This is a genomic window from Micrococcaceae bacterium Sec5.1 (genome assembly GCA_039636795.1).
In the GTDB taxonomy this organism is placed as follows: domain Bacteria; phylum Actinomycetota; class Actinomycetes; order Actinomycetales; family Micrococcaceae; genus Arthrobacter.
Genome location: CP143430.1, coordinates 4799593 through 4820063, shown reverse-complemented (window position 1 = coordinate 4820063; position 20471 = coordinate 4799593). Strand labels below are relative to the sequence as shown.

The window sequence follows — 20471 nt, the reverse complement described above, 5'->3', positions numbered from 1 at the left end:
AACGCGGCGCCTTACGGTTCGCCCAGCGAAAGCCGGGTCAGCTTGTCCGGATTGGCAAGCTGGCGCAGCTCCCGGACGCTCCCGTCGAGGCCGCCGTCGATCAACAAGACATCGCAGCGGCCCTGATGCCATAGCAATACAGCAGCTTCGCCATTGACCTCGATGATCCGGGAACGGACCGGCTGTGCGGGATCGAAGGCGGCTGCTTTGCCGAGGATACCCGCGAAGAATCGCCCGATCCGCTCCGCCCCGAACACGGGATTCATGGCGCTCTTGACCTTGCCACCGCCGTCGGCCCACAGCACTGCGTCCCGGTCCAGCATCGCTACTACCGTGTCAATGTCGCCGTGCTCGATGGCGCGTACCAGCTTCTCCAAGGCCGCGCGATCCTTGGTCCTGGGGGCGGGAGCGTCCGGGTCGATGTCCAAGCGGCGCTCGGCCCTGGAAATCATTTGGCGTACGGCAGTTGGGGACTTTTCCAGGATGTCCGCGATTTCCGGCGCGGACATCCCAAAAGCGCGGTGGAGCACCAGTGCGGCCCTCGCCTCCGGAGCCAGTTGCTCAGCCAAATGAAGCAAAGTCAAGGACAGCAGCTCACGGTTGGCCACGGTTTCCTCCGGAAGCCTCGAGGTGTCTACCGGCTCCGGCAACCAAGGCCCGGTATAGTCCTCGCGCACAGCGGCGAGTTGGCGCACCCGGTCAACGGAGCGCCGCACGCACACCGTTGTCAGCCAAGCCGGCCAGGATTCCACACGGTGGCCATCGGCCTTGCGTTCCTGCCGGACGGCATCGATGGCAACCTCGGAGACGACGTCCTCGGCATGGCCGAAATCTCCCAACATCCGGTAGGCGATTCCCAGCAAACGATTCCGTTCGCTCTGCCACGCGGCCGTGGCCGATACCGCAAGACTCATGCCCTCCACGCTACCCCTCAGACGATCGGGTTCTTCTCATCTACCGGCGGCTCCATCTGCGTGCTGATGGCGATCCTGTTCCACACATTGATCGTGGAGATGGCCAGGACCAGGCCTCCCATCTGGCTGTCGTCGAAATGGGTGGCAGCCGCATTCCAGATCTCATCGGTAACTGTGTCGGGTCCCAGCTGTGTCAATGCATCGGTCAAGGCGAGTACGGCCTGCTCTCGGGCGTCGAAGAACACTTTGGAGTGTTGCCAGGCGGCGACAGCATGCAGCTTTCGTTCCGGGATGCCGCGCTTCCGGCCGTCGGTTGCGTGCATGTCCACGCAGAAACCGCAGCCGTTAAGGATGGAGGCGCGGAGCTTGATGAGCTCGTACAAGTCGGGATCCACCGACTTGCGGGCGTAGCCTTCCAGCCCGATGACAGCGGCATAGCCGAGTTTGTTGCTGTGGCCGATATTGATGCGGGTCATGCTGTTTCCCTTCTGTTGTGGTGCCTTACATCAGGGATGTCGTAAGGGGAGCCGGAAGTGTGACAGCTTTCAGGACATTGTTAGAGTCGGTGCGTGCGAGCAGTGATATTTGATGACGTCCGGGCCCAGCCTGAAGTGCGGGAAGTAACCAGGCCGGAGGCCCCAGCCGGTGGAGTGGTGGTGAAGGTCGAGGCCACGGGCATGTGCCGCAGCGACTGGCACGCCTGGGCTGGACACGACGACATCGCCTTTCCCCACGTGCCCGGCCACGAGCTCGCCGGCGTCATTGCTGCCGTGGGCGACGGCGTCCAGCGCTGGAAGGTGGGCGACCGGGTAACTGTTCCGTTCGTCTGCGGGTGCGGCAAATGTGAGTGGTGCCTTGCCGGAGAAGCCCAGGTTTGCCCGGAGCAGCAACAACCCGGCTTCACCCATTGGGGATCCTTCGCCGAATACGTGGCCCTGCACGCTGCCGACAGCAACCTGGTTGCCCTCCCGGAAAGCGTCGAATTTACGACGGCGGCAAGCCTGGGTTGCCGCTTCGCCACCGCATACCGCGCGTTGGCAGCCCGTGCGCAGGTGAAAGCCGGTGAATGGGTGACGATTGTAGGTGCCGGAGGCGTCGGGCTGAGCGCTGTGATGATCGCCAAAGCCATGGGCGCCAGGGTCATCGCCGTGGACCGGAACCCGCAGGCTCTGGCTGTGGCTGCACGATTGGGTGCGGATCACACAGTGCTCGCCGACGGCACGGACATCCCCGGCACAGTCAACGTCCTCTCCGGCGGGGGCAGCCACGTGGCGGTGGACGCCGTCGGAAGTGAACAGACCTGCGCCGACGCAATCCTCAGCCTTCGCAGGCGGGGCCGGCATGTCCAGATCGGTTTGTTGCCCTCCATCGACGGCAACCCGCAGGTTCCCATGGCCAGGGTTATTGGGTGGGAGCTCGATCTTCTCGGCAGCCATGGCATGGCCGCAGTTGATTACCCAGGCATGATGGCGCTCATTGAGCAGGGTGCGCTTCAGCCGCAGCTGCTGATTGAACGCACCATCGGCCTGGAAGAAGCAGCGCTATTGTTGCCCGGATTCGACAAAGCAGCCCCTGCAGGCATGACGATGATAGACCCTAACCGCTAGGGGCACCACGCTGGCTTAGGCCACGCGGTTAGTCCGCCGGGCGGTTCCTGTACGCGGCGAGGAAGTGTTCGATCCTGCGCACGGCTTCCTCGATGTCCTCCACGGTCGGCAGGATCACGAAGCGGAAGTGGTCCGGCGTGGGCCAGTTGAAGGCCGTTCCGTGCGAAATGAGGATCTTCTGTTCCTGCAGGAGTTGGAGGACGAACTTCTCGTCGCTCTCGATGGGGTAGATCTCCGGGTCCAACCGAGGGAACAGGTACATTGCGCCGGCCGCGGGGACGCACGAAACGCCCGGGATTGCGGTCAACAATTTCAACGCCAGATCCCGTTGCTCACGAAGGCGCCCGCCGGGACGGATGAGGGCCTCGATGCTCTGGTATCCGCCCAGGCAGGTCTGGATGGCATGCTGGGCGGGAACGTTGGAGCACAACCGCAACGAGGCCAGCAGTTCCAAGGATTCCCGATAGGCAGCCGTTGCGGTCAATGGTCCAGTCACGGCAACCCAGCCCGCACGATAGCCGGGCATGCGGTAGGCCTTGGAAAGTCCGCTGAACGTCAGAACCGGGATGTCGTCTGCCACGGACGCGGTATGAATGTGCGGTGCGTCGACGTAGCGGATCTTCTCGTAAATCTCATCGGAGAACAGGACCAGATCGTGCTTCCGCGCCAGCGCTGCGAACTGCTCAAGGATGTGCCGGGGGTAGACGGCACCCGTTGGATTGTTCGGGTTGATGATCACGATGCCCCGTGTGCGCGGGGTGATCTTCGCTTCGACGTCGGACATGTCCGGCCACCAGTTCTCGTCCTCATCGCAGAGGTAGTGCACGGCTTTGCCACCCGTAAGTGTCACGGTCGCGGTCCAGAGCGGATAGTCGGGAGCCGGGACGAGGATCTCGTCACCGTTTTCCATGAACGCCTGCAGGGTCATGGAAATGAGTTCGCTGACGCCGTTGCCGATGAAGACATCCTCGACGCCGATCGTCATCAGGCCGCGCGTCTGGTAGTACTGCGAGATCGCGGTCCGGGCGGAGAAGATGCCCTTGGAATCGCTGTAGCCCTGGGCCCCGCGGATGTGGTGGATCATGTCAACCACCACGGACTCCGGCGCTTCCAACCCGAACGGTGCCGTGTCCCCAAGGTTCATCTTGAGGATGCGGTGTCCCTCGGCTTCCATGGCCTTGGCGGCCTGGAGGATGGGACCACGGAGTTCGTAGCGGACATTCTGGAGTTTGCTGGAGTGCTGCATGGGACGCATGGTTGATCTTTTCATGGCAGCTGCCCAGGCAGGCAAACGTGTCCGGAAATAATCACGGGTTCAGTCGCACCTCGCAGAGTTGGGGGTTGCTCAGGCAGATGTTTACCGGATCAAGGATGATGCTGGACCTCAACTCGGTCCGCACCAAAACGAGTGCGTTGACGTTGACTTTCGTGCCGACGTCGGGATTGACGCCCACCACTACGCACCTCATCAGGGAGAGGGGAGGCGAGCTTTGGCAGGCGGAGCCCTGGGTGAAGTCCAATTGCAGTTGTGCGGTCTGGAAGGCATTGCGGGCGGTTTCGATCCGTGACCCCAGGACACTGGGCACGGTGGCCTTCACGGGCACCGCAATTTCCAGGTTGACCGTGCTGCCGCGCCCTACCTTCTCGCCGCCGGCGGGACTCTGGTTGACTACGGTTCCTTCAGGCGAGGCGCTTTCGATTTCCGTCGTCGCGGCTTTGAAGCCGGCGTCGGTCACGATCTTGACCGCTTCAGCCTGCGGTTTGGTTTTCACGTCCGGAACGTTGGCGTCCTTGAACATGAAGTACAGGATCACGCCGATAACCGCCAGCAGCACCACACCCCCGATGATCACCCACAACCACGGGAATCCCGGAGTCGGCTTTGGCTTTTCGGCGGCCGGAACAGTCAGCGTGACCACATGCGCTTGGTCCGCGTAGTCCTCGGGTGCGTCGTCGGCGGAGTAGGCGATCAACTTCACCGGGTAGCTGCCCGCGGAAGCCCCGTCGGTGTCGAAATTGACCACGTACTGTTCGGTGGCCCCGGCGGCGATGGTCCGCAACGGGTTGGGGATGGTGGTGTACGTTTTCGACGGCGGATTGGTCACCTGCCCGGGGAAGGCGCCGAGCACCACTCGCTCGGCTTCAGCGGAGCCGTTGGTGACGGATGCTGTCAGCGATCCCTTCCCTTCTTTAAGGACCACGTCCGGGGAGCTCAACGTCATGGTGATGGCAGTCATGGCACAACAACTCCTGGGATCGCGGTTTGTCGTTTCAGCGCACAGCAGCACATCTCAGCCTCCGGCTTCCTGGATCAGCAACACACAAGTCCCCAGGCCGGGACAGATGATTCCCAACTGTCCGCCCGAGGTCCCGAAGGTCAGGTCCACGGTTTTCCCCGGGCCTGAATTCTGTTCAGCCCGCGTGCCCTGCACCAACAGCGAGACGGTGACCGCCTGCTGCGGCGCGAGCCTTGCCCGCTTGGTGGGAGGTCCGAAATAGAACAAACCCCCGCCGAATTCCTTCACCTCGAACACGCACGCTCCGGTAACCACCAGCTGGGTATCCGACGCCGAACACGAACCGCCTTGGGCAGACAGGTCAGCTGAGGTGAGTTGCACGCCTGCGGCTGCGCTGGAGAATCCGCCCTGCCAGTCCCGTGCCACACCGTTGTTCCCGCCGCCGCAACTGACGCCGAACACCAGGACTAAAAGCGCGATGACCCCGCAGGCAACCACCACAAGAATCGGCGTGCGGTTCTCCTTATTCATGGTTGGTCACCGTTCATCCGGCAGCACCGTAACCTCATCCGTCACGTGCGCAGGCTTCATGCCTTTGACGATCCGCCGGATCAGCTCCAGCTGCCCACCCGCTTCCGCAGGCACGAGCACCTTGATATGGAAGGCGCCGGGCACGGATTCGACGTCGAACCCGGGCACCCCAGTGGCCAGGTGCAGGAAACGGGTGAGCCCGTCCACTGTGCCGCGGCGTGCAGAGAGCTGCGCGGCGGCCGCAATGAGATTCCGCTGCCGGGATATGGGAATGGCGCCGGTCGCGGGCAGGCTGCCGGGCCCTGTACCACCGGATCCAGCGCCGCCCTCCGGGCCGGGAAGCGTCAACCAGTCCAGATCTACCCAGCGCGAGAGAAAGGGAATCAACGACGACGGCGCGCGGCCAGGATCGGGAACGGTATGGATGCGGTCCAAGACCTGCCGGACGGGCCCATGCATGTCCTCCGCCACAGCAAGAAGGGCCTGCAGGGGCGTGCTGGTATCGGCGGCCACTTGGAACACTTCCGGCAGGACCCTCAGCAGCTTGGACTCGGACGGCCCCATAGGCTCAGCCGTTGCCATGGACCACCTCGATTCTGTGGTCACCCGAGCAGAACAGCCAGGTCTCGGGCAGCGTCACAACATCGTCCACCACGCGCCGGGTGCAGCTTTCCCATAGAACGACGTTGTCCGTGCTCCGATATACGCCTTTGGGACCGGCCGCCAGGACCAGAGGCTTGCCGTCACGGATCGCCCCGGACACGGAACGAACGGGCTCGAACCGGGTGCGGTCCCTCAGCGGCAGATTGCAATTCACGTCCGGCACGCTCCACTGCGCCGACGCCTGGCCCAGTTGCAGCCGTAACACCCCCCCGCTCTGGGTAGCGGCGTAGGCAGCGTTACCCATCACGTGGACACCCCAGCAACTGCCCCCGGTCCAGCCAGTGCTGAACTCCTCCCACGAATTCATGAAGGACTCTTCAAAATCCGTGCGGCCCAACTCGTCGATCTTCAGCCGCAGGCATCCCGTCCCGGTCCCTTCCGGCACTGCCCGGCCGAGCCACACATAGCTCGAACCGCCGTCGTACTGGATCGTCATGCAGCGGATGTCCTCTCCCGCGGCCTTGACCTGCTTGAAGCTGTCGGCGGTCCCGGCGTCGGGGGAGAGCCAGACGCCGGCCGAGGCCTCGGCGGCCACCACAACGCCGGTCCTCCCACGGACATCCACCAAAGCGTCTACGGCGTAAAAACCACGATCCGGCTGGGACGTGTCTACTACGTTCTGCACGGGAATGGCACCTTGGCTCATCGGAAGTTCGTAGAGGCCGCGCTCGCCTGCCAGCAACAACAACGGCTCACCCTGGCGGTCCACCCAACACAAATCGGCGACGACGAACCCCAGTTCGGCTGCTTTGCGCCACGATTCGCCGAGGTCCTCACTGATATAAATGCGCGACCCCGTACCCGTCACCGTGCTGACGGCCACCATGCCCGGGTGCCGCTCCGGACCTACCCGGCCGGGTGCGGGGGAACGGAACGGGGCGATGGCGCGGACGGTTTCTTCGGTCTGGTCGGCGTCGGAGGTATCTCCAAAATCCGCACAGGCTTCCCAACCGTCGGCGGCGTTGGTGGTGCGGAACAGCGTGCCGCCCTGAGCCACGAACCACGTTCTGTCCTGGCCTTCAGCCTGTACCAAGGACACGGCATCACTGTCCGGAACTTTGTCCACTTCCAGCCTGACCCGGTCCACATACTGAACGCCGGGCTCGGCCTCCTCCATGGCACGGTACAGGTTGGAGACACGCAGTGGCTTCCCAAAGCCGGATCCGTAACTGGACGAATCCGGGCTCAGAGGACTGATCCCTTCAGACAGGCGGCCCACGATTCTGGACTTCACGGCGTCGGCATCCTCATCGGGACGAACAACGATCCGCGCATCCACCAGCACCTGTTTGTAGAGGCCCCAGCGCACTACAGGCTCGGCGCCAACCGTGGACCGCCTGCGGAGATATTGTTCCACTTCAAGCCGCACTTCGTCGCGTGCGTGTGACATAAGGTCCGCTGCGCGTAATGGTTTCGCCGCCCCTGCCCTGCCGTCTGGAACGAAGGGCACAAGCACAATTTCCACTTCCCCCGGCCGGGCAAACGCCCACAGATCCTTCCGCGTGAACGCGCGCGCGCGGCCCACCCCGCCGTGGCGGCGTGCCAGGACCTCGTAGTCCCGGACAGTAACGGCGCGGTCGCGGGCTTGAAAATCCTGGGGCGCTCGCCTCAGGGCGTTCTCCAAAGATTCGCCGTCGCGGCCGCCCGTTGCCGGCTCCGGATTAGTGACCTTGGCCCCCGGGACAGGGGAACGCAGCACCGTGAGCTGACCCGCGCCGACATTACCGCCCGAACCGCCACCGCTGCGGTACCAAGCGCGGACTTCGGCGCCCGCTCCCGGTACTAATGGCCCTTGCCCCGTTTCAGTCCGCGTTCTGGACTCTTCGTCCCACCAAGCGAACATCGCGACGCCGGCACTTCGGTCGATCCGCACCGGCATCTCACCCGGCCTTGCGTCGGCGAATGCCTCCACTTCCTTGCAGTACCGGAACGGCTTTCCGTCTACCAGCACTGCCTCGCCGCTGCTCAGCCGCGTCCCTGCCGGAACTTCGACGGCGATCGCCAGCCCTGCGCCCGAGACGATCGGCGCGTTGGGGATCACGAAGCTCTGACCTGGTCTTCCCGTCCCAGTACCAATCGGTACGGCGTCGTACATGGTGACATCGGCTGCGGGGACCAAGACGCTGCTCATGCCAGCCGCCAAAGTGGCTGCCGCCGTCGTCGTAAATACGGGCTGGGGTGAACCGGGAACGCCGGGTGGGCAGCTGACCTGCGTGCCGCGGGGGATGCGGATCTCCTGATCGCCCACACTTGAGCGGCTGAATTCCAGCATCGTTTCGGCGGTGCTCGGCGGGTACAGCGACGTGCCCAGAAGGTTCAAGTAGACGGCGTAAAGCTTGTCCGGCACGCGGTTGAGCCGGTACATCAGGGTGTCCGTGAGGTAGGCGAAGGCCTCCACGATGGTGATGCCGGGATCGTGGACCGAGAGGTCAGTCCATTCAGGTGCGATTTGTTGGATGCGCTCGCGGGCGCCGGTCACGAGGTCCGCGAAGCTGCGATCATCCAGGTTGGGCACGGGGATACTCATAGTGCACCTCCAGACTCCACGGGCAGGGCGATGGCGATCTCATCCTCAAGCTGGGTAGTACGGACACGGTATTTCAGCCGGACCTCAAGGACTTCGGGGTCCTCCGGCGAGCGTGAGGCATCCAAGGAAAGGACCGTGATGCGCCGCTCCCACTGTTCCACCGCGCGGGCCACATAGTGGATGGCGAGTCCGGCGGTGGTGTCGTCAGCCGGAGCGAATGCCAACCGGAACAAATGGCAGCCGTACGTCGGTCGGTTCACGCGCTCGCCGGGCCTGGTGCTGAGCAGCAGGAGGAGGGCTTGGCGGATGGAGGCTGCATCCGTAACAGTCGCCAGCCTCCCTGCGGGGGTGACTCGCAGACCGGGGATGCCGGCTGCTGCGTCGAAATCCGGATGGATGAAAGCAATCGATGTGTAGCGTGGGGCGCTCATGACTGTTCCTTTTTCATGAGCCCGACCCCACGAACGTTTGCCCAGGCCGGCGCACGTTGTACTTCACGCCGCCCGGGGGTGTGCCGTCGGTGAAGCCCTCCACAGTGTCCAGGCAGATGGCCTTGCCCCCGATTCTGATGAAGGTGGAATAGCCCTTGGCGACCGGCAGCGTCTTGTTGCACGGTTTGATGTTGATGCCAACATTCGGGCACATGCTGATATCCCTGCCCTGGGGATCGTTGTCCACGAGCACCGGCGATCCTTTGACACGGACCCACGCCTGCGATGGCACGTTCTTGACTTTGCCGTCGTGCCCGCAGCGCAGGATGGCCTCCTCGACCAGAATCCTCATGGCTCAGGCCTCCTCGAAGTCGACGGATTTCGCACGGATTTTCATGGCTTTGCCCGGGGCTTCCAGCACCAGGTCCGTGGCAGCGGTGATGCGGAGCTTGTCCGGCCCCAGCTCCACCGACGAGCCGTGGCCATCCGTGAAGCTCACCGTGCGGGCACCGCCGTCGAGCATTATTTGTTGGCCATCCGCACTGCGGAACGTGTAACGGCTCTCCCGGGAAGTGTTGACGCGGTTGTCGGGCGTCTGTTCGCTGCCGTAAAGACCGCCGAGGATGATGGCCTGGGCCGGATCCGTGGCGGGAAGAAGCACCAGGACATTGTCGCCGGGAGCCGGCGGTGTGACCATCCCCTTGCCAGGACCCGCGGCCGCAGTAAGCACGGGCGCCCAAGCGGTTTGCAGGTCCGGATAGGCCGGTAGTTGTACGCGGGCGCGCCCCCGGGCCTCGGGATCGTCCACGTCCGTGATGATCCCGAGCGTGAAGACGTCCGGGCGTCGTTCGGGGACAGGGCTCGGTGGGCGGGTGGTAAGGGTGGTTTCGTAGCCCGTGCTATCCAAACGGTGTGAGGCGCTCGCGATCAGATATGTTCCCTCGATGGACTGCGCTACCCCCCTGATCCTGACTCGCCCGCCTGCCCTAAGCCCGGGATTGCCCTCAGCCACAAACACCGCCGTGACCTGCCCGGCCATCCTGACGTCCAGCTCGGACTGTGCCAATCCATTCGCCTCCTGGGTGGATTCCAGCACTTCGTTGTCTCGTCGGAGGGTCCCGCCTGCGCCGACGCTGGCCAATGTTGGGTCGGCAGTGACCCGGGCTTTGGCGTCGCTGCTGCTGGTTTCGGCCTGATGGACTGAGGCGTCCTCGGCACGCCAGCCGTTGATTGTTGCGGAGGCGTACGCCGGTTCCTGGCTGACCTCGATCTCCGCCGAATGAAGGGATGCCCCGAGGCTGAGCTCCAGGGGTTCGCCTTCGCCGTCGAGTCCTGTGAGCCTGAGGGCGCCGTCGTGCACCACGGGGTAGGCGCCCACGCGGGCACTCTGTTCAACCAGGAGGCTCAGGTCCGTGCAGGCGCACTGGTACACCAGCCCCAGCTTCTCGCCGCCGCCCACAACGTCCAGGCCGGTACCCTCGCAGAGTTTCCTCGCCAACGCAGCGAGATCGACGTCCTCGTGCAGCCTGGTGAATTGGCGCTTCCTCAGCCGGTGCAGGGCATCGTAGGCCCTGATGCGGATTTCCTGACCAAGATTGGCTCCGTAGCTGTACTCCACCACGGTCACCTCGCCCAGGAATAGTGGAGTCCGATGACCGCCGAGCTCCACCCGCAGGGCATCACCGGGCGCCGGATCCACGCCACCCCTCGCCGCTGCTGTCCTGCCCGGACCGGGTCGCCAGCTGATCAGGCACTGGGCTGGGCGTGCGAGTGAACTGAGCACCTGGACGGACACTATCGCAGCCGTTTCGGCCGTGCTTAGTCTGCGCCGCCCCAAGGTGACGATGAGTTCGGGAAGGCCTTGGACTTGCCTCATGGTGTTTCACGATTCATGGTGTTTCACCGTTCATGGTGCTTCACCAACCGGTGGGACGGCGAGGGGTCCGCTGAAGTGCGCGGGGTCGTCGATGTTGTTGTATTCAAGGAGAAGCTTCCACAGCAGGGGTGTCCCGAAGGCTTCCACGGAAAGTCGCCCCAACTCAGCTGGCGGCACCTCGGGAAGAAGCTCGCCGCCGTCGGGCATTGCTGCGTCCCTGTCCGTGCTCCCGTCGCCCGTGACCGCCAACGTGTCCACGGGCGGGGCCGTCAGATCCACGGCAGGGAGACGCTGGGCGAGCTCGTAATTCTCGCCGCCTTCCTCGTCTGCAGACTGGCCCACGCGAACAAAGACCATCCGCATCCAGGACCTGAGCGGTGAACCGTCCGCGGCGAAGCGGTCAAAGCGTTCCGCCACCTCGGTCACGATGCCCGGCACATTCCACGCGCGCCCCCACACAAAGCGGACCGACGGCGGCCTCCGCTGGCGCTCGACCTCCGCACTGTTCTCGGCGAGCGCCCAGATAGGCCTGGTCATTTGCCGTACGTCCTGCACATGGAGCGACGCCGGCGCGAGGTCGACGTCGAAGAGCAGGTCCAGCCTCAGCTCGGTGTGGCCGCCTCCCGTGAAGAGCAGGGGGTCGTCCGCCAGGCCGCTGCCGCTGAGTTTGCCGCCGGCACTTCTCCGGGGCTCCACACCGGCGGAGCGCTGCATCACGACCGTTTCCGGGTTGAGCAGGCAGCCAAGATGTTCCCCGGTGTCCTCGATCAGGAAGGCGACACGTTCCATGTCAGACCGCCAACTGTTCGTCGGTGAGGCGGGCTTGGCGGGCGATAGCTTCGGTTAGCGGGGTGGTTGCCGGGCTTGCCGGGGGTGCGGGCGTGGGCCGTGGGGCGAGCTCCGGCCAATCTCCCTTGAGCGCTGGCGCGGGGGTATGGGTTGGGATCGCGCTGGGGTGGCCCTGGGGTTGTGGGGTGTGTAGAGGGGCCTGCTTTGCGTCCCGTTTTGGCCCGGAAGTATGCATATCCGGCCCCGCAACGAGGGGTGCCGTGGTGGGGGTGTGTAGTGGGGTCTGCTCCGCGCCCCAATCTTTGGCTTTGGCACGCACATCGAGCCCCGCAACGTGGGGTGATTCAGATCGATCAGGGCGAAGGCGCAGCATGGGTATGTGTTGTGGGGCCTGCTCTGCGTCCCATGTTGGCCCGGAAATATGCATTTCCGGCCCCGCAACGAGGGGTGCCGTGGTGGGGGTGTGTAGTGGGGCCTGCTCTGCGCCCCAATCTTGGGCTTTGGCACGCACATCGGGCCCCGCAACGTGGGGTGATTCAGATCGATCAGGGCTTAGGCGCGGCATGGGTATGCGTTCTGGGGCTTGCTCTGCGTCCCATGTTGGCCCGGAAGCACTCAGATCAGGCCTCCCAACGCCGGGTGATTCAGATCGATCCGTGCGAAGGCGCAACCTGGGCGTTTGTTGTGGGGCCTGCTTTGCGCCCCAGTTTGGCCCCGAAGCGCGCACACCGGGCCCCGCAACGACGGAGGTGGTGCCCCGTGTACGTTCTGGGGCCTGCTCTGCGTCCGATGTTGGCCCCGAAGCGCGCACATCGGACCCCGCAACGGGAGGTGTCGCCGGGCGATCCGTGCGAAGGCGCAGCCTGGGCGTTTGTTGTGGGGCCTGCTTGGCGCGCCGAGAGAGTCCCCAGGCACGCAGAGTGGGCCTCACAACGGGCGGGCTGTTGGTGGGAGCGGCGGGAGGAACCAACCCGGCGTCGCGCAGCAACTGAACCCAGTGCTCAGGTGCGCCTTCCACATTGAGGCCACGCACCGTCGTCGAACTTTCCGACGAATCAGGTTCCGAAGCCGAAGCCGCCGACGCGCCCGCGCCCGGAGAAGCCGACCCGCGATCCAGCCACGCAGCCACGCCCCGCAACCGCCGAGCAGCTGCCCGCCGCCATGAAAACCCAGGCTCAGGCGACGGGAGCGCGGGCATCGTCGAGCTCCAGGCGGTCGTACGCGATGCTGAGGGATTCGATGGCGAGATCCTTGCCCAAGGCGTCAAGGGGTGCGCCGAACCAGTCGCACGGCCAGGCCCCCAGGAGGTTCCAGCGGCGGACTTCCACGGAGCCGGCGTCGTTGAGCATTGCGATGGAGACGTTACGGCGTTCCACCTTTCCGTCAACGGCTTTGAAGAGCCATTGCAGCATTTCGGTGGAGTCGGTGAGCCCATACTTCAAGGTCACTGGCGTGTATTCCACTTGTCCGGGGATGACGCGGACTGTGCTGTTTTCGCCGCCGGAGCGGTAGAGGATCCGGTCGATTTTCAGGCCGAGTCCCTCCACTTTGGTGAAGTGGCCCTGAACCACTCCTTGGATCACGAGCTTGAAGTTGTAGGCCCGGTATGGGTCCACCACGTTGCCCGGTTGGGCGGCAGGTGTTGGGGTTGTCATGTCAGGCTCCTGCGCTCTCTGTCTCGCTGGTGTTGTCCGCAGACTGCATGAGCTTGAAGATTACAAACTCGGCCGGTTTCACGGGCGCGATCCCGATCAACGTGACCACTTGCCCGGCGTCGCGGACCTCTGGAGGGTTGGTTTCTTCGTCGCACTTCACGAAAAAGGCCTGTTGAGGAGTAGTCCCGAGAAGGGCCCCGTCCCGCCACACGTTGGTCAGGAACGCCCCGATGTCGCGCCGGATCGACTTCCACAGCGTGTGATCATTGGGCTCGAACACCACCCAGCGCGTCCCGTCCGCCACCGACTCCTTGATCATGTTGGTCAGCCGCCGCACATTCACGTACCGGTATTCGCTCGCCTCGGGAGCTTTGGTTCGGGCGCCCCAAATCCGGATGCCCTCACCGGGGAAGTACCGGATGCAGTTCACGCCGGCCGGGTTCAGGACCTCCTGCTCACCGCGGCTCACCCGCCGCACAAGGTCGATCGCGCCTTGGATGGGCTCGTTGGCCGGCGCCTTATGGACGCCCCGGGTCGCGTCAACGCGCGCCCAAACGCCTGCGATATGGCCCGACGGCGGCTGCGTCACCTTTTTCCCGGACACGGGATCGATCATCACGATCCACGGGAAATACAGGGCTGTGTAACCGCCGGGGGATTGCGGGGCGCCGAGGTCCTGCTGGTCGCCGGCTTCCGTATCCGGATCCGCCGAGCGGGCCGCCGGGGGCCGGGTTGAGTCGGGCCAGTCCGGGTGGTCGGAGGACACCGAGGATGCAGACGACGGCGTGCTGTCGCTGGCTTCTGCGCCTAAAGGTTCGTCAGATGCGTCTTCGGCTTCGTCGGCGTCACCCGGGCCAGCATCCCCACCCGAGTCAGCGTCCGCCGTCTTCCGCTCCTCTTCCGGGCCCGCATCCCGCGCACCCTCCGGAACGCCCGACGTCGCGGCCCTGGTGAGTGCCCCGACGTCGTCCACTTTTTCCGCCGTGTCCATGATGGCCATGCGGTCCTGCCGGAGCGGGTGCTCTACATGCGCAGCCAGTGCAGCGTAGGATTCGGCATCCGCGAAGCCCGGCGCTGCCACCATGGAGATGTCGTCGACGGCCTCGAAAAGCGTGAGGCCTGTGGGCTTGGTGGCCGTGCCCGTGAGGCTGCCGTTGGCCCCAATGTTCACCACATAACAACGGCTCCCTCCGTTTGAGAAGAAGCCGTAAACAGCGTTGGAGAGCGGTGTGCCCGCTGTCGCGTTGCCGACATATTGGTCCACGAACTGGGTCCAGTTGTCCAGCACACGGAGCTCATCCACCAAGGCGTCCGGGTCCGGAGCCACGCCTACGAACGCTGCGATGCTGGTGTTGACCTGCCCGATGGCGCGTGCGCCGCTGGGCACTTCCTGAACATAAACGCCTGGCGCCTGATAGTTCGCCATGGTGCGCTCCCTTTCCTGCCCGCGGTAGTCCGCGGATTCACACCCACCGGATGATGACCGGCAGGCTGCTGGTGCTGGCCGAGACTTCCTTTTCGGTGCCGCGTACGGCTACGGCAAAGTGCTGGAGTTCATCCGCCGAGGCCAGGACCTCGAAGTGGCCGGTCGCATCGCTTACGACTGCCGTGGCGGAGGAATGGGCATGGATGTAGGCGTTGGGAATGCCTTTGTTGTGGACGTCCACGAGCCGTCCGTGGATGCGCCGGGCAACGCCGGTCTTGGCAATGAGTGGTTCAAGGACGGGAGGTCCGGAGGGCTCTTCGAAGCGAAGGGCCACGGGGATCCGGACCAGGAACCCGAGCCCTTGCCGGATAGCTCCGGAGTACTCTTCGGGCCGGAATTCGCCGGTGGACACCACCGAGTACTGGCTGTGGCGTTCCACTGCCAGGAGCAGTTGCTCCATGTTGTCCAGTTGTTCGGGGCCGTGGCATTCCACCGCCACCCGCAGTTCGAGGTCGAGGACCGGGCCATCGCGACGGGATCTTCCCACACGGTTGAGCGTGACTGCATGGACGGTGACCGGAGCGTCCGGGGTGGGAATGACGGCTTCGGGGGAGCCGTCGTCGAACCTTACGCGCTGGGGAGCGACGGCGTCGGAAAGTACCCCCAGGAGGTCGGTCAACGACGAACGCACATAGCCCACGGCAGAACCCAGAACTCGAAATGTGACCAGAATTGCAACTGGGACTAGGTTACTCCCGCTGTTGCGTGTAGTCACTGGGGAATCAGGAGTAACTCCATTCGATTGAATGTGCAGGTGGGCGCCCGCCGTCGAACTTACGGTTGCTTTCGCGCAAGTTAGCGCCGGACTAGGATTTTGCGAAACGACGCGGAGGTCCTGAAGATGCATGAGCCAACGACGGCACCCCTCGAGACCGGATTTGTCCCGGTCAATGGACTACAGATGTACTACGAGTTGTTTGGCGACGGCGGAACTCCGCTCTTGCTCCTGCACGGCGGGTTGTTCGATATTCAGCAGCAATTTGGCGCTTTGATCCCGGGCCTGTCCGAAGGCCGCAGGGTTATCGCCACGGATTTCCAAGGCCATGGAAGAACCAACGACATCGACCGTCCCCTGAAAACTGCGGACCTTGCATCCGATGTCGTTGGCCTCCTTGAACATTTGGGCGTCCGCGAGGCTGATGTATTCGGCTTCAGTGTTGGCGGAGCAGTGGCGTTGCACCTGGCGATCAACCGCCCGGAACTTGTTCGCAAACTCATCGTCTCTTCCGTGTCGTTCACGCCCGACGGCGATCGCGGCGGAAACGCCGAAGCTGTGGCCTCCATGACCGTGGATATGATCGCCGGCACCCCGATGGAGCAGCGCTATCTGGCTGTTTCACCGCATCCGGACCGAGAGCACCTGCAAGGACTTTTGGACAAACTCGGGCACTATGACGCTGGCTCCAGCGGATGGAGTGATGACGAAATCCGCGGAATCGCTGCCCCAACGTTGATCACGGTGGGAGATTGCGACATGGTCAAGCTCGAGCACGCGGTGCGGTTCCTCCAGCTGCGGGGAGGAGACGTGAACGGCGACTTCGAAGGCGTGCCCGCATCGCAGCTCGCCGTGTTTCCCGGCACCACGCATTTCTTCGGGTTGGCGAGGACCGCGCTCGTGCAGGACGTCGTCACAACGTTCCTGGACGCGCCACCGCCTGCTGCATGGAAGGACCAGTGACTGGTCGGAGTTACTCGCTGGTTGCTCCGAGTGGCCTGCTCCGAACAGAACGTTCCCTGCGCTCGGACGATCTAGCGGCAATGGTTGCAACTGCTTCGGCAGATGCCCGGGTGTGCTTCACTGTCGGCTTAGCGGTAAGCGTCCGTCCCTCAATGGCCATGGAAGCACTCACCTGTTCAACGAGAACGTCGGCAGGAACGCGGATGGCTGTTCGCGTCTTCGCCATGGCCGCGGTAAGTGCGGGTGAGTAGCTGACCTTTTTCATGAGTGGCTCCTTGCGGATGATTTCTCAAACCATTGTGTCACCCCTGCCGCCTACTTCACTTGCAGGACAGCGTCCCGCCACCACGCCACTGTTGCCGCGGCAGCTTCCGGCAGGGGCGTCGGTTCGCAGCCCAGGAGGCGCTGGCTTTGCGAGGAATCCATCACGAACGGCCGCTCGAACTGGTAGAGCATCTCGGCAAGCTCGCGCATGTCGGTCGAAAAGAGACCTGCGGTCCTCAGCACCCACCCGGGCACAGCACTCACCTTCGGAACAGAAACGCCGGCAGCGTCAGCGAACGCTGCGGCAAGTTCGCGTTGGGTCAGCGCAGGACCGGTCGGCGCGTGGAGCACGGAGTTCCAGAGCTTAGGATTCCGGGCCGCCGTGATCATTGCCGCCGCCAGATCAGGGACAAAAGTGAACGAGTGCGGTTGCCGAGCGCTGCCAATCACTTGGACTGTCTTTCCCTCCACAACCAGCGGGACCATTCGTTCGCCTGCATGCGCCGTACGCACCAGCGGGCCGAAGAAGTCGCCGGCCACCACGCTCACAGTATTTGCAGCATGCATCTGCCGCGCGTTCAGGAGCTGGGTCCTGATGCCTCGTTTGCCGCCCGACGCCGCCCGTGGACCCGCCTCAGTCATCACGTTCTCCGGCTCGCTGTAGGCGTAGAGGCTCTCTGGAAATACGACGACGGCGCCCGCGGCTGCCGCTGCATCCATCACCACTTGTTCGGCTTGCGGGAGTTCGGCCGCCCATGCCGCCGCACGGTAAGCGGATCCGTGAATGCAGTGGAATACCGCGGCGGCGCCGTTGAGCGCCTCGCCCAATTGCCTGGGATCAGAGGCGTCCACGCGCATTCGTTCAATGCGGGGATGGTCCGGGCCGCTGCCGGAACGCGTCAGGATGCGAACGTCTTCTCCCTGCTCAGCGAGTTGTTCGGCGACGGTCCAACCAACAGGTCCTGCTCCGGTCACGACGTACATGCTGATCTCTTTCCTCGAAGTCCAGTGAAACGTGAAGCGAGAGCGGTGCTCTCTGAATCCAGAATGACCGTCAACACAGTCAAAGTCAAGAGCACTGCTCTCATTTGTTGATGGTGCTCTCTGTGTTGTGGCAAGGTGGTGTCATGTCTTCCACTGCGCGAGGCGTCGAAGCTGCGCCAAAAGCCCAGCCCAAAGCCAAGCCGCCAACTCCCCGTGAGCGTGCGAGGGCACAAACCATCGCCGACATAGTGCGACTCGGCCGGGAGCACTTGGCCGTCCATGGCGCGGCGGCTCTCTCGCTGCGGGCTGTGGCTCGGGACCTTGGCGTCGTTTCTTCGGCCGTTTATCGCTACGTGGAAAGCCGGGACGAACTTCTCACACTCTTGCTCATCGACGGCTACAACGAGCTCGGCGACGAAGTGGATGCAGCTGTAGCGGCGGTTCCTGAGAATGATTTCGCAGGCCAGTTTCGTGCCCTGGGTAAGGCGATTCGTGCTTGGGCGCTCAGGGAACCAGCCAGCTACGCCCTGCTTTTCGGCAGCCCCGTTCCCGGCTATCAGGCACCAGGTGAGCGAACCACGGTTCCCGGAACACGTGTCATCTTTCGCCTCGTAAGCATCTTTGACGCAGCCCATCGCGCGGGCGCACTGGAGATGGAGGTGAGTCCCGCCGTCGTCATCCCACCGGTCTTGGCAGCAGACATGCGGAACATCCGGACTGAACTTGGGATCACGGTGCCCGAATCAGCGCTCGCACGGGGCGTGCTGGCGTGGACGTCCGTCTTCGGGGCTGTGAGCTTCGAAGTGTTTGGCCAGTACGGGCGGGATACGTTTGCCGCGCGCGATGAATTGTTCGAGCACCAACTGCTCGTCCTCCAGGGCATGGCGGGGCTGTGACGAGCGGGCCTGTGACGAGCAGCAGACGGTAAAGTATCAAGATGGTTCGAGGGCTTGCTGATATCGGCGCGGAGGGCATCCTGCTCGCCGGTGCCGGGCGCGCCATCCTGCTTCAGATCGCTGATCCAAGGGTGGGGCACGGCGTCGCCGATCACAGCGACTTTGCCCAACGGCCGCAGGACCGCCTTCGGGCGACGCTGACTTACGTTTATGCGATTGTCTATGGCACCGACGAGCAAGTCGCCGCGGTTCGCCGCGCAGTTAACCGCGCCCATGCTCCAGTGCGGCGGAACCCTGATGATGCAACAAAGGGCTACAACGCTTTCGACCCCGAGTCCCAGCTTTGGGTTGTCGCCACTCTGTATGACACCGCCGTCACCGTTTACGAGCAAGTGCATGGACCGCTCGACGACGAGACCGCCGACCGCATGTACCGCGACTATGCGCGCATTGGGACGGCGCTGCAGCTTCCGGCGAACATGTGGCCGCCCGATCGTGAGGCCTTCGCTGGGTATTGGTCTTCGCACGTGGACGTGCTTCGACCTGATGAAAAGGCCCGAAACGTAGCCAAAGAGCTGCTGTATCCGGCAGGTGGGCCGGCACTGATGCGCCTGGTGATGCCGCTTGCCCGCTTCCTGACCGCCGGCCTCCTTCCGGACCATCTGCGCGAGGGCTTCGGCTTGGAGTGGACTCCCCGCGATAGCCGTCGCTTCGAGCGGACCATGCGGTGGCTCGGACGCGTCTATCCCCGGCTCCCGCAGCGGATACGGCACTGGCCCAGGGATTACTACCTGGGTCGGCTGAAAACCACCCCTTCCAGGACGAGGGGCAGGTCAAGGAATGCGTAATTCGACCTCGGTGGAGCAAGCCATCGATGACCTCGCGCATCGTTATCTGCAGCACGCCCAAGGCGGCCGACTCCGCATGCGCCTGACCGAGTTCGTGGTGTTCGGACTGAAGCAGGCGTGGGCTTGCGTCTTTGGTGCAGCACTGCTCGCGGTAATCATCGCAGCCCGCCTCTGGTTTCCGGACGACGCCAGCTTGGCCCGGAATGACTTTTTGACCATCGCCGCAGTCGTCATTCAGATTCTGATGGTCAGCTTCAAGCTGGAAACACTGCGCGAGCTGCGGGTGATCCTGCTGTTCCATGCGGTGGGAACAGTCATGGAGCTGTTCAAGACGGACGTGGGTTCGTGGTCTTACGAGGCCGAGGGCTTCCTCCGGATCGGTGCTGTTCCGCTGTTCAGTGGCTTCATGTATGCGGCCGTTGGCTCATACATGGTTCGTGTGTTCCGGCTCTTTGACCTCCACTTCGACCACTACCCCTGGCGGTGGATCACGGCTCTTGTGGCTGCGGGGATCTACGTCAATTTCTTCTCGCACCACTACATCTTTGACGCGCGCTGGGTGCTGCTGGCCGCCGTCGTGCTTGTCTACGGGCGGTGCGTGATGCACTTCCGGGTGTTCCGTAAGCGCTTCCGGATGCCCATCCTGATGTCTTTCCTCTTGGTGGCACTGTTCATTTGGTTCGCCGAGAACATTGGCACGTGGTCCCATGCGTGGCTCTACCCCAATCAGTTGAATGGCTGGCAGGCGGTCTCGATCGATAAGCTCCTCGCGTGGTTCCTCCTGATGATCATTTCCGTGGTGCTCGTGGCGTGGGTGTACAAACCTGAGCCGCCGCCGGCCAGCGCCACCCAAACCCCCGGCGCCACCCAAACCCCTGGCGCCACCCACATTCGCCAGGGACAGCCGGATATCAGTGTCGCCCGCCCGCCGGAGTGACCCCGGCCTTTTGCGTGTCGTCACGCCTCGCCGGGCGCACTCAGCGAAGTCCATCGCGCAAGTCTGCCAGTTCACGCAGGGCGAAACCAACCCCTGAGCCGCGTACTTCCGGGGAAAATTTCGGGACGAAATCCGGAGTTGAGCGTAC

General features: G+C 63.8%; 21 protein-coding genes. 5 read left to right on the top strand and 16 right to left on the bottom strand.

The features are described 5' to 3' along the window. Positions 1-11 precede the first annotated feature (11 nt). Both VUN82_22040 and VUN82_22035 read right to left on the bottom strand, forming a co-directional pair. A complete protein-coding gene (locus VUN82_22040) occupies positions 12-914 on the bottom strand; it encodes a sigma-70 family RNA polymerase sigma factor (GenBank protein ID XAS71732.1) in 903 nt (300 codons plus the stop codon). A gap of 17 nt (positions 915-931) precedes the next feature. After that, positions 932-1390 carry a carboxymuconolactone decarboxylase family protein gene (locus tag VUN82_22035; GenBank protein ID XAS71731.1) on the bottom strand — a complete coding sequence of 153 codons (459 nt, stop codon included), beginning with the start codon at positions 1388-1390 and terminating at the stop codon, positions 932-934. A gap of 93 nt (positions 1391-1483) precedes the next feature. Between VUN82_22035 and VUN82_22030 the strand changes: the two genes are divergently transcribed. Next, positions 1484-2521, top strand: coding sequence for a zinc-dependent alcohol dehydrogenase family protein (locus VUN82_22030; protein ID XAS71730.1), 1038 nt, complete (start codon positions 1484-1486; stop codon positions 2519-2521). Positions 2522-2549: 28 nt separating this feature from the next. On the opposite strand, the gene VUN82_22025 is transcribed toward VUN82_22030, so the two are convergent. The 12 genes from VUN82_22025 to VUN82_21970 all read right to left on the bottom strand — a co-directional run bounded on the left by VUN82_22025 (position 2550) and on the right by VUN82_21970 (position 15356). After that, on the bottom strand, positions 2550-3776 hold the full coding sequence (locus VUN82_22025) for a pyridoxal phosphate-dependent aminotransferase (GenBank protein ID XAS74764.1): 1227 nt from the start codon (positions 3774-3776) through the stop codon (positions 2550-2552). A gap of 52 nt (positions 3777-3828) precedes the next feature. Next, complete coding sequence (locus tag VUN82_22020; GenBank protein ID XAS71729.1) at positions 3829-4758, bottom strand: PASTA domain-containing protein; 930 nt, start codon at positions 4756-4758, stop codon at positions 3829-3831. Between the two features lie 54 nt (positions 4759-4812). Continuing rightward, positions 4813-5289 (bottom strand): hypothetical protein, encoded by a 477-nt coding sequence (locus tag VUN82_22015; protein ID XAS71728.1) that lies wholly within the window; start codon positions 5287-5289, stop codon positions 4813-4815. Positions 5290-5295: 6 nt separating this feature from the next. Then, positions 5296-5871 (bottom strand): hypothetical protein, encoded by a 576-nt coding sequence (locus tag VUN82_22010; protein ID XAS71727.1) that lies wholly within the window; start codon positions 5869-5871, stop codon positions 5296-5298. Further along, on the bottom strand, positions 5858-8479 hold the full coding sequence (locus VUN82_22005; protein ID XAS71726.1) for a baseplate J/gp47 family protein: 2622 nt from the start codon (positions 8477-8479) through the stop codon (positions 5858-5860). Before VUN82_22005 ends, VUN82_22010 begins: the two co-directional genes overlap by 14 nt. Next, the gene (locus VUN82_22000) at positions 8476-8910 is read right to left on the bottom strand and encodes a GPW/gp25 family protein (GenBank protein ID XAS71725.1); all 435 of its coding nucleotides are present in this window, start codon (positions 8908-8910) and stop codon (positions 8476-8478) included. Before VUN82_22000 ends, VUN82_22005 begins: the two co-directional genes overlap by 4 nt. A 13-nt stretch (positions 8911-8923) precedes the next feature. Continuing rightward, positions 8924-9262 carry a hypothetical protein gene (locus tag VUN82_21995; protein XAS71724.1) on the bottom strand — a complete coding sequence of 113 codons (339 nt, stop codon included), beginning with the start codon at positions 9260-9262 and terminating at the stop codon, positions 8924-8926. Between the two features lie 3 nt (positions 9263-9265). Continuing rightward, entirely contained in the window at positions 9266-10786 is a 1521-nt protein-coding gene (locus VUN82_21990) for a phage baseplate assembly protein V (GenBank protein XAS71723.1), read from the bottom strand. Between the two features lie 30 nt (positions 10787-10816). Further along, on the bottom strand, positions 10817-11575 hold the full coding sequence (locus VUN82_21985; GenBank protein ID XAS71722.1) for a hypothetical protein: 759 nt from the start codon (positions 11573-11575) through the stop codon (positions 10817-10819). A gap of 1175 nt (positions 11576-12750) precedes the next feature. Beyond that, positions 12751-13230, bottom strand: a complete 480-nt coding sequence (locus VUN82_21980) for a phage tail protein (protein ID XAS71721.1) — start codon at positions 13228-13230, stop codon at positions 12751-12753. 1 nt (position 13231) lies between these two features. Further along, positions 13232-14656: a phage tail sheath subtilisin-like domain-containing protein gene (locus tag VUN82_21975; protein XAS71720.1), complete on the bottom strand. Its 1425-nt coding sequence runs from the start codon at positions 14654-14656 to the stop codon at positions 13232-13234. 37 nt (positions 14657-14693) lie between these two features. Beyond that, positions 14694-15356 (bottom strand): hypothetical protein, encoded by a 663-nt coding sequence (locus tag VUN82_21970; GenBank protein XAS71719.1) that lies wholly within the window; start codon positions 15354-15356, stop codon positions 14694-14696. A 201-nt stretch (positions 15357-15557) separates the two neighbouring features. Here VUN82_21970 and VUN82_21965 point away from each other — a divergent pair, with 201 nt between their 5' ends. Continuing rightward, positions 15558-16394: an alpha/beta hydrolase gene (locus VUN82_21965; protein ID XAS71718.1), complete on the top strand. Its 837-nt coding sequence runs from the start codon at positions 15558-15560 to the stop codon at positions 16392-16394. 10 nt (positions 16395-16404) lie between these two features. Here VUN82_21965 and VUN82_21960 read toward each other — a convergent pair whose 3' ends face one another. Together VUN82_21960 and VUN82_21955 are read right to left on the bottom strand one after the other, a co-directional pair. Then, positions 16405-16659: a hypothetical protein gene (locus VUN82_21960; GenBank protein XAS71717.1), complete on the bottom strand. Its 255-nt coding sequence runs from the start codon at positions 16657-16659 to the stop codon at positions 16405-16407. 50 nt (positions 16660-16709) lie between these two features. Beyond that, the gene (locus VUN82_21955; protein XAS71716.1) at positions 16710-17642 is read right to left on the bottom strand and encodes an NAD-dependent epimerase/dehydratase family protein; all 933 of its coding nucleotides are present in this window, start codon (positions 17640-17642) and stop codon (positions 16710-16712) included. Positions 17643-17785: 143 nt separating this feature from the next. On the opposite strand from VUN82_21955, the gene VUN82_21950 reads away from it, so the two are divergent. From VUN82_21950 to VUN82_21940, 3 genes are read left to right on the top strand one after another with little or no spacing between them, the layout of a single operon-like run. After that, positions 17786-18538 carry a WHG domain-containing protein gene (locus tag VUN82_21950; protein ID XAS71715.1) on the top strand — a complete coding sequence of 251 codons (753 nt, stop codon included), beginning with the start codon at positions 17786-17788 and terminating at the stop codon, positions 18536-18538. A gap of 41 nt (positions 18539-18579) precedes the next feature. Then, positions 18580-19386, top strand: coding sequence for an oxygenase MpaB family protein (locus VUN82_21945; protein XAS71714.1), 807 nt, complete (start codon positions 18580-18582; stop codon positions 19384-19386). Further along, complete coding sequence (locus VUN82_21940; protein XAS71713.1) at positions 19379-20323, top strand: DUF817 domain-containing protein; 945 nt, start codon at positions 19379-19381, stop codon at positions 20321-20323. Before VUN82_21945 ends, VUN82_21940 begins: the two co-directional genes overlap by 8 nt. Positions 20324-20471 lie beyond the last annotated feature (148 nt).

Coding starts and splice junctions, on each gene's coding strand:
- VUN82_21975 (XAS71720.1), bottom strand. CDS start 14,656: ATGGCGAACTATCAGGCGCCAGGCGTTTATGTTCAGGAAGTGCCCAGC.
- VUN82_21945 (XAS71714.1), top strand. CDS start 18,580: ATGGTTCGAGGGCTTGCTGATATCGGCGCGGAGGGCATCCTGCTCGCC.
- VUN82_22015 (XAS71728.1), bottom strand. CDS start 5,289: ATGAATAAGGAGAACCGCACGCCGATTCTTGTGGTGGTTGCCTGCGGG.
- VUN82_22035 (XAS71731.1), bottom strand. CDS start 1,390: ATGACCCGCATCAATATCGGCCACAGCAACAAACTCGGCTATGCCGCT.
- VUN82_22000 (XAS71725.1), bottom strand. CDS start 8,910: ATGAGCGCCCCACGCTACACATCGATTGCTTTCATCCATCCGGATTTC.
- VUN82_22010 (XAS71727.1), bottom strand. CDS start 5,871: ATGGCAACGGCTGAGCCTATGGGGCCGTCCGAGTCCAAGCTGCTGAGG.
- VUN82_21980 (XAS71721.1), bottom strand. CDS start 13,230: ATGACAACCCCAACACCTGCCGCCCAACCGGGCAACGTGGTGGACCCA.
- VUN82_22040 (XAS71732.1), bottom strand. CDS start 914: ATGAGTCTTGCGGTATCGGCCACGGCCGCGTGGCAGAGCGAACGGAAT.
- VUN82_22020 (XAS71729.1), bottom strand. CDS start 4,758: ATGACTGCCATCACCATGACGTTGAGCTCCCCGGACGTGGTCCTTAAA.
- VUN82_21950 (XAS71715.1), top strand. CDS start 17,786: ATGTCTTCCACTGCGCGAGGCGTCGAAGCTGCGCCAAAAGCCCAGCCC.
- VUN82_21990 (XAS71723.1), bottom strand. CDS start 10,786: ATGAGGCAAGTCCAAGGCCTTCCCGAACTCATCGTCACCTTGGGGCGG.
- VUN82_21940 (XAS71713.1), top strand. CDS start 19,379: ATGCGTAATTCGACCTCGGTGGAGCAAGCCATCGATGACCTCGCGCAT.
- VUN82_21995 (XAS71724.1), bottom strand. CDS start 9,262: ATGAGGATTCTGGTCGAGGAGGCCATCCTGCGCTGCGGGCACGACGGC.
- VUN82_21965 (XAS71718.1), top strand. CDS start 15,558: ATGCATGAGCCAACGACGGCACCCCTCGAGACCGGATTTGTCCCGGTC.
- VUN82_22005 (XAS71726.1), bottom strand. CDS start 8,479: ATGAGTATCCCCGTGCCCAACCTGGATGATCGCAGCTTCGCGGACCTC.
- VUN82_21985 (XAS71722.1), bottom strand. CDS start 11,575: ATGGAACGTGTCGCCTTCCTGATCGAGGACACCGGGGAACATCTTGGC.
- VUN82_21960 (XAS71717.1), bottom strand. CDS start 16,659: ATGAAAAAGGTCAGCTACTCACCCGCACTTACCGCGGCCATGGCGAAG.
- VUN82_22025 (XAS74764.1), bottom strand. CDS start 3,776: ATGCGTCCCATGCAGCACTCCAGCAAACTCCAGAATGTCCGCTACGAA.
- VUN82_21955 (XAS71716.1), bottom strand. CDS start 17,642: ATGTACGTCGTGACCGGAGCAGGACCTGTTGGTTGGACCGTCGCCGAA.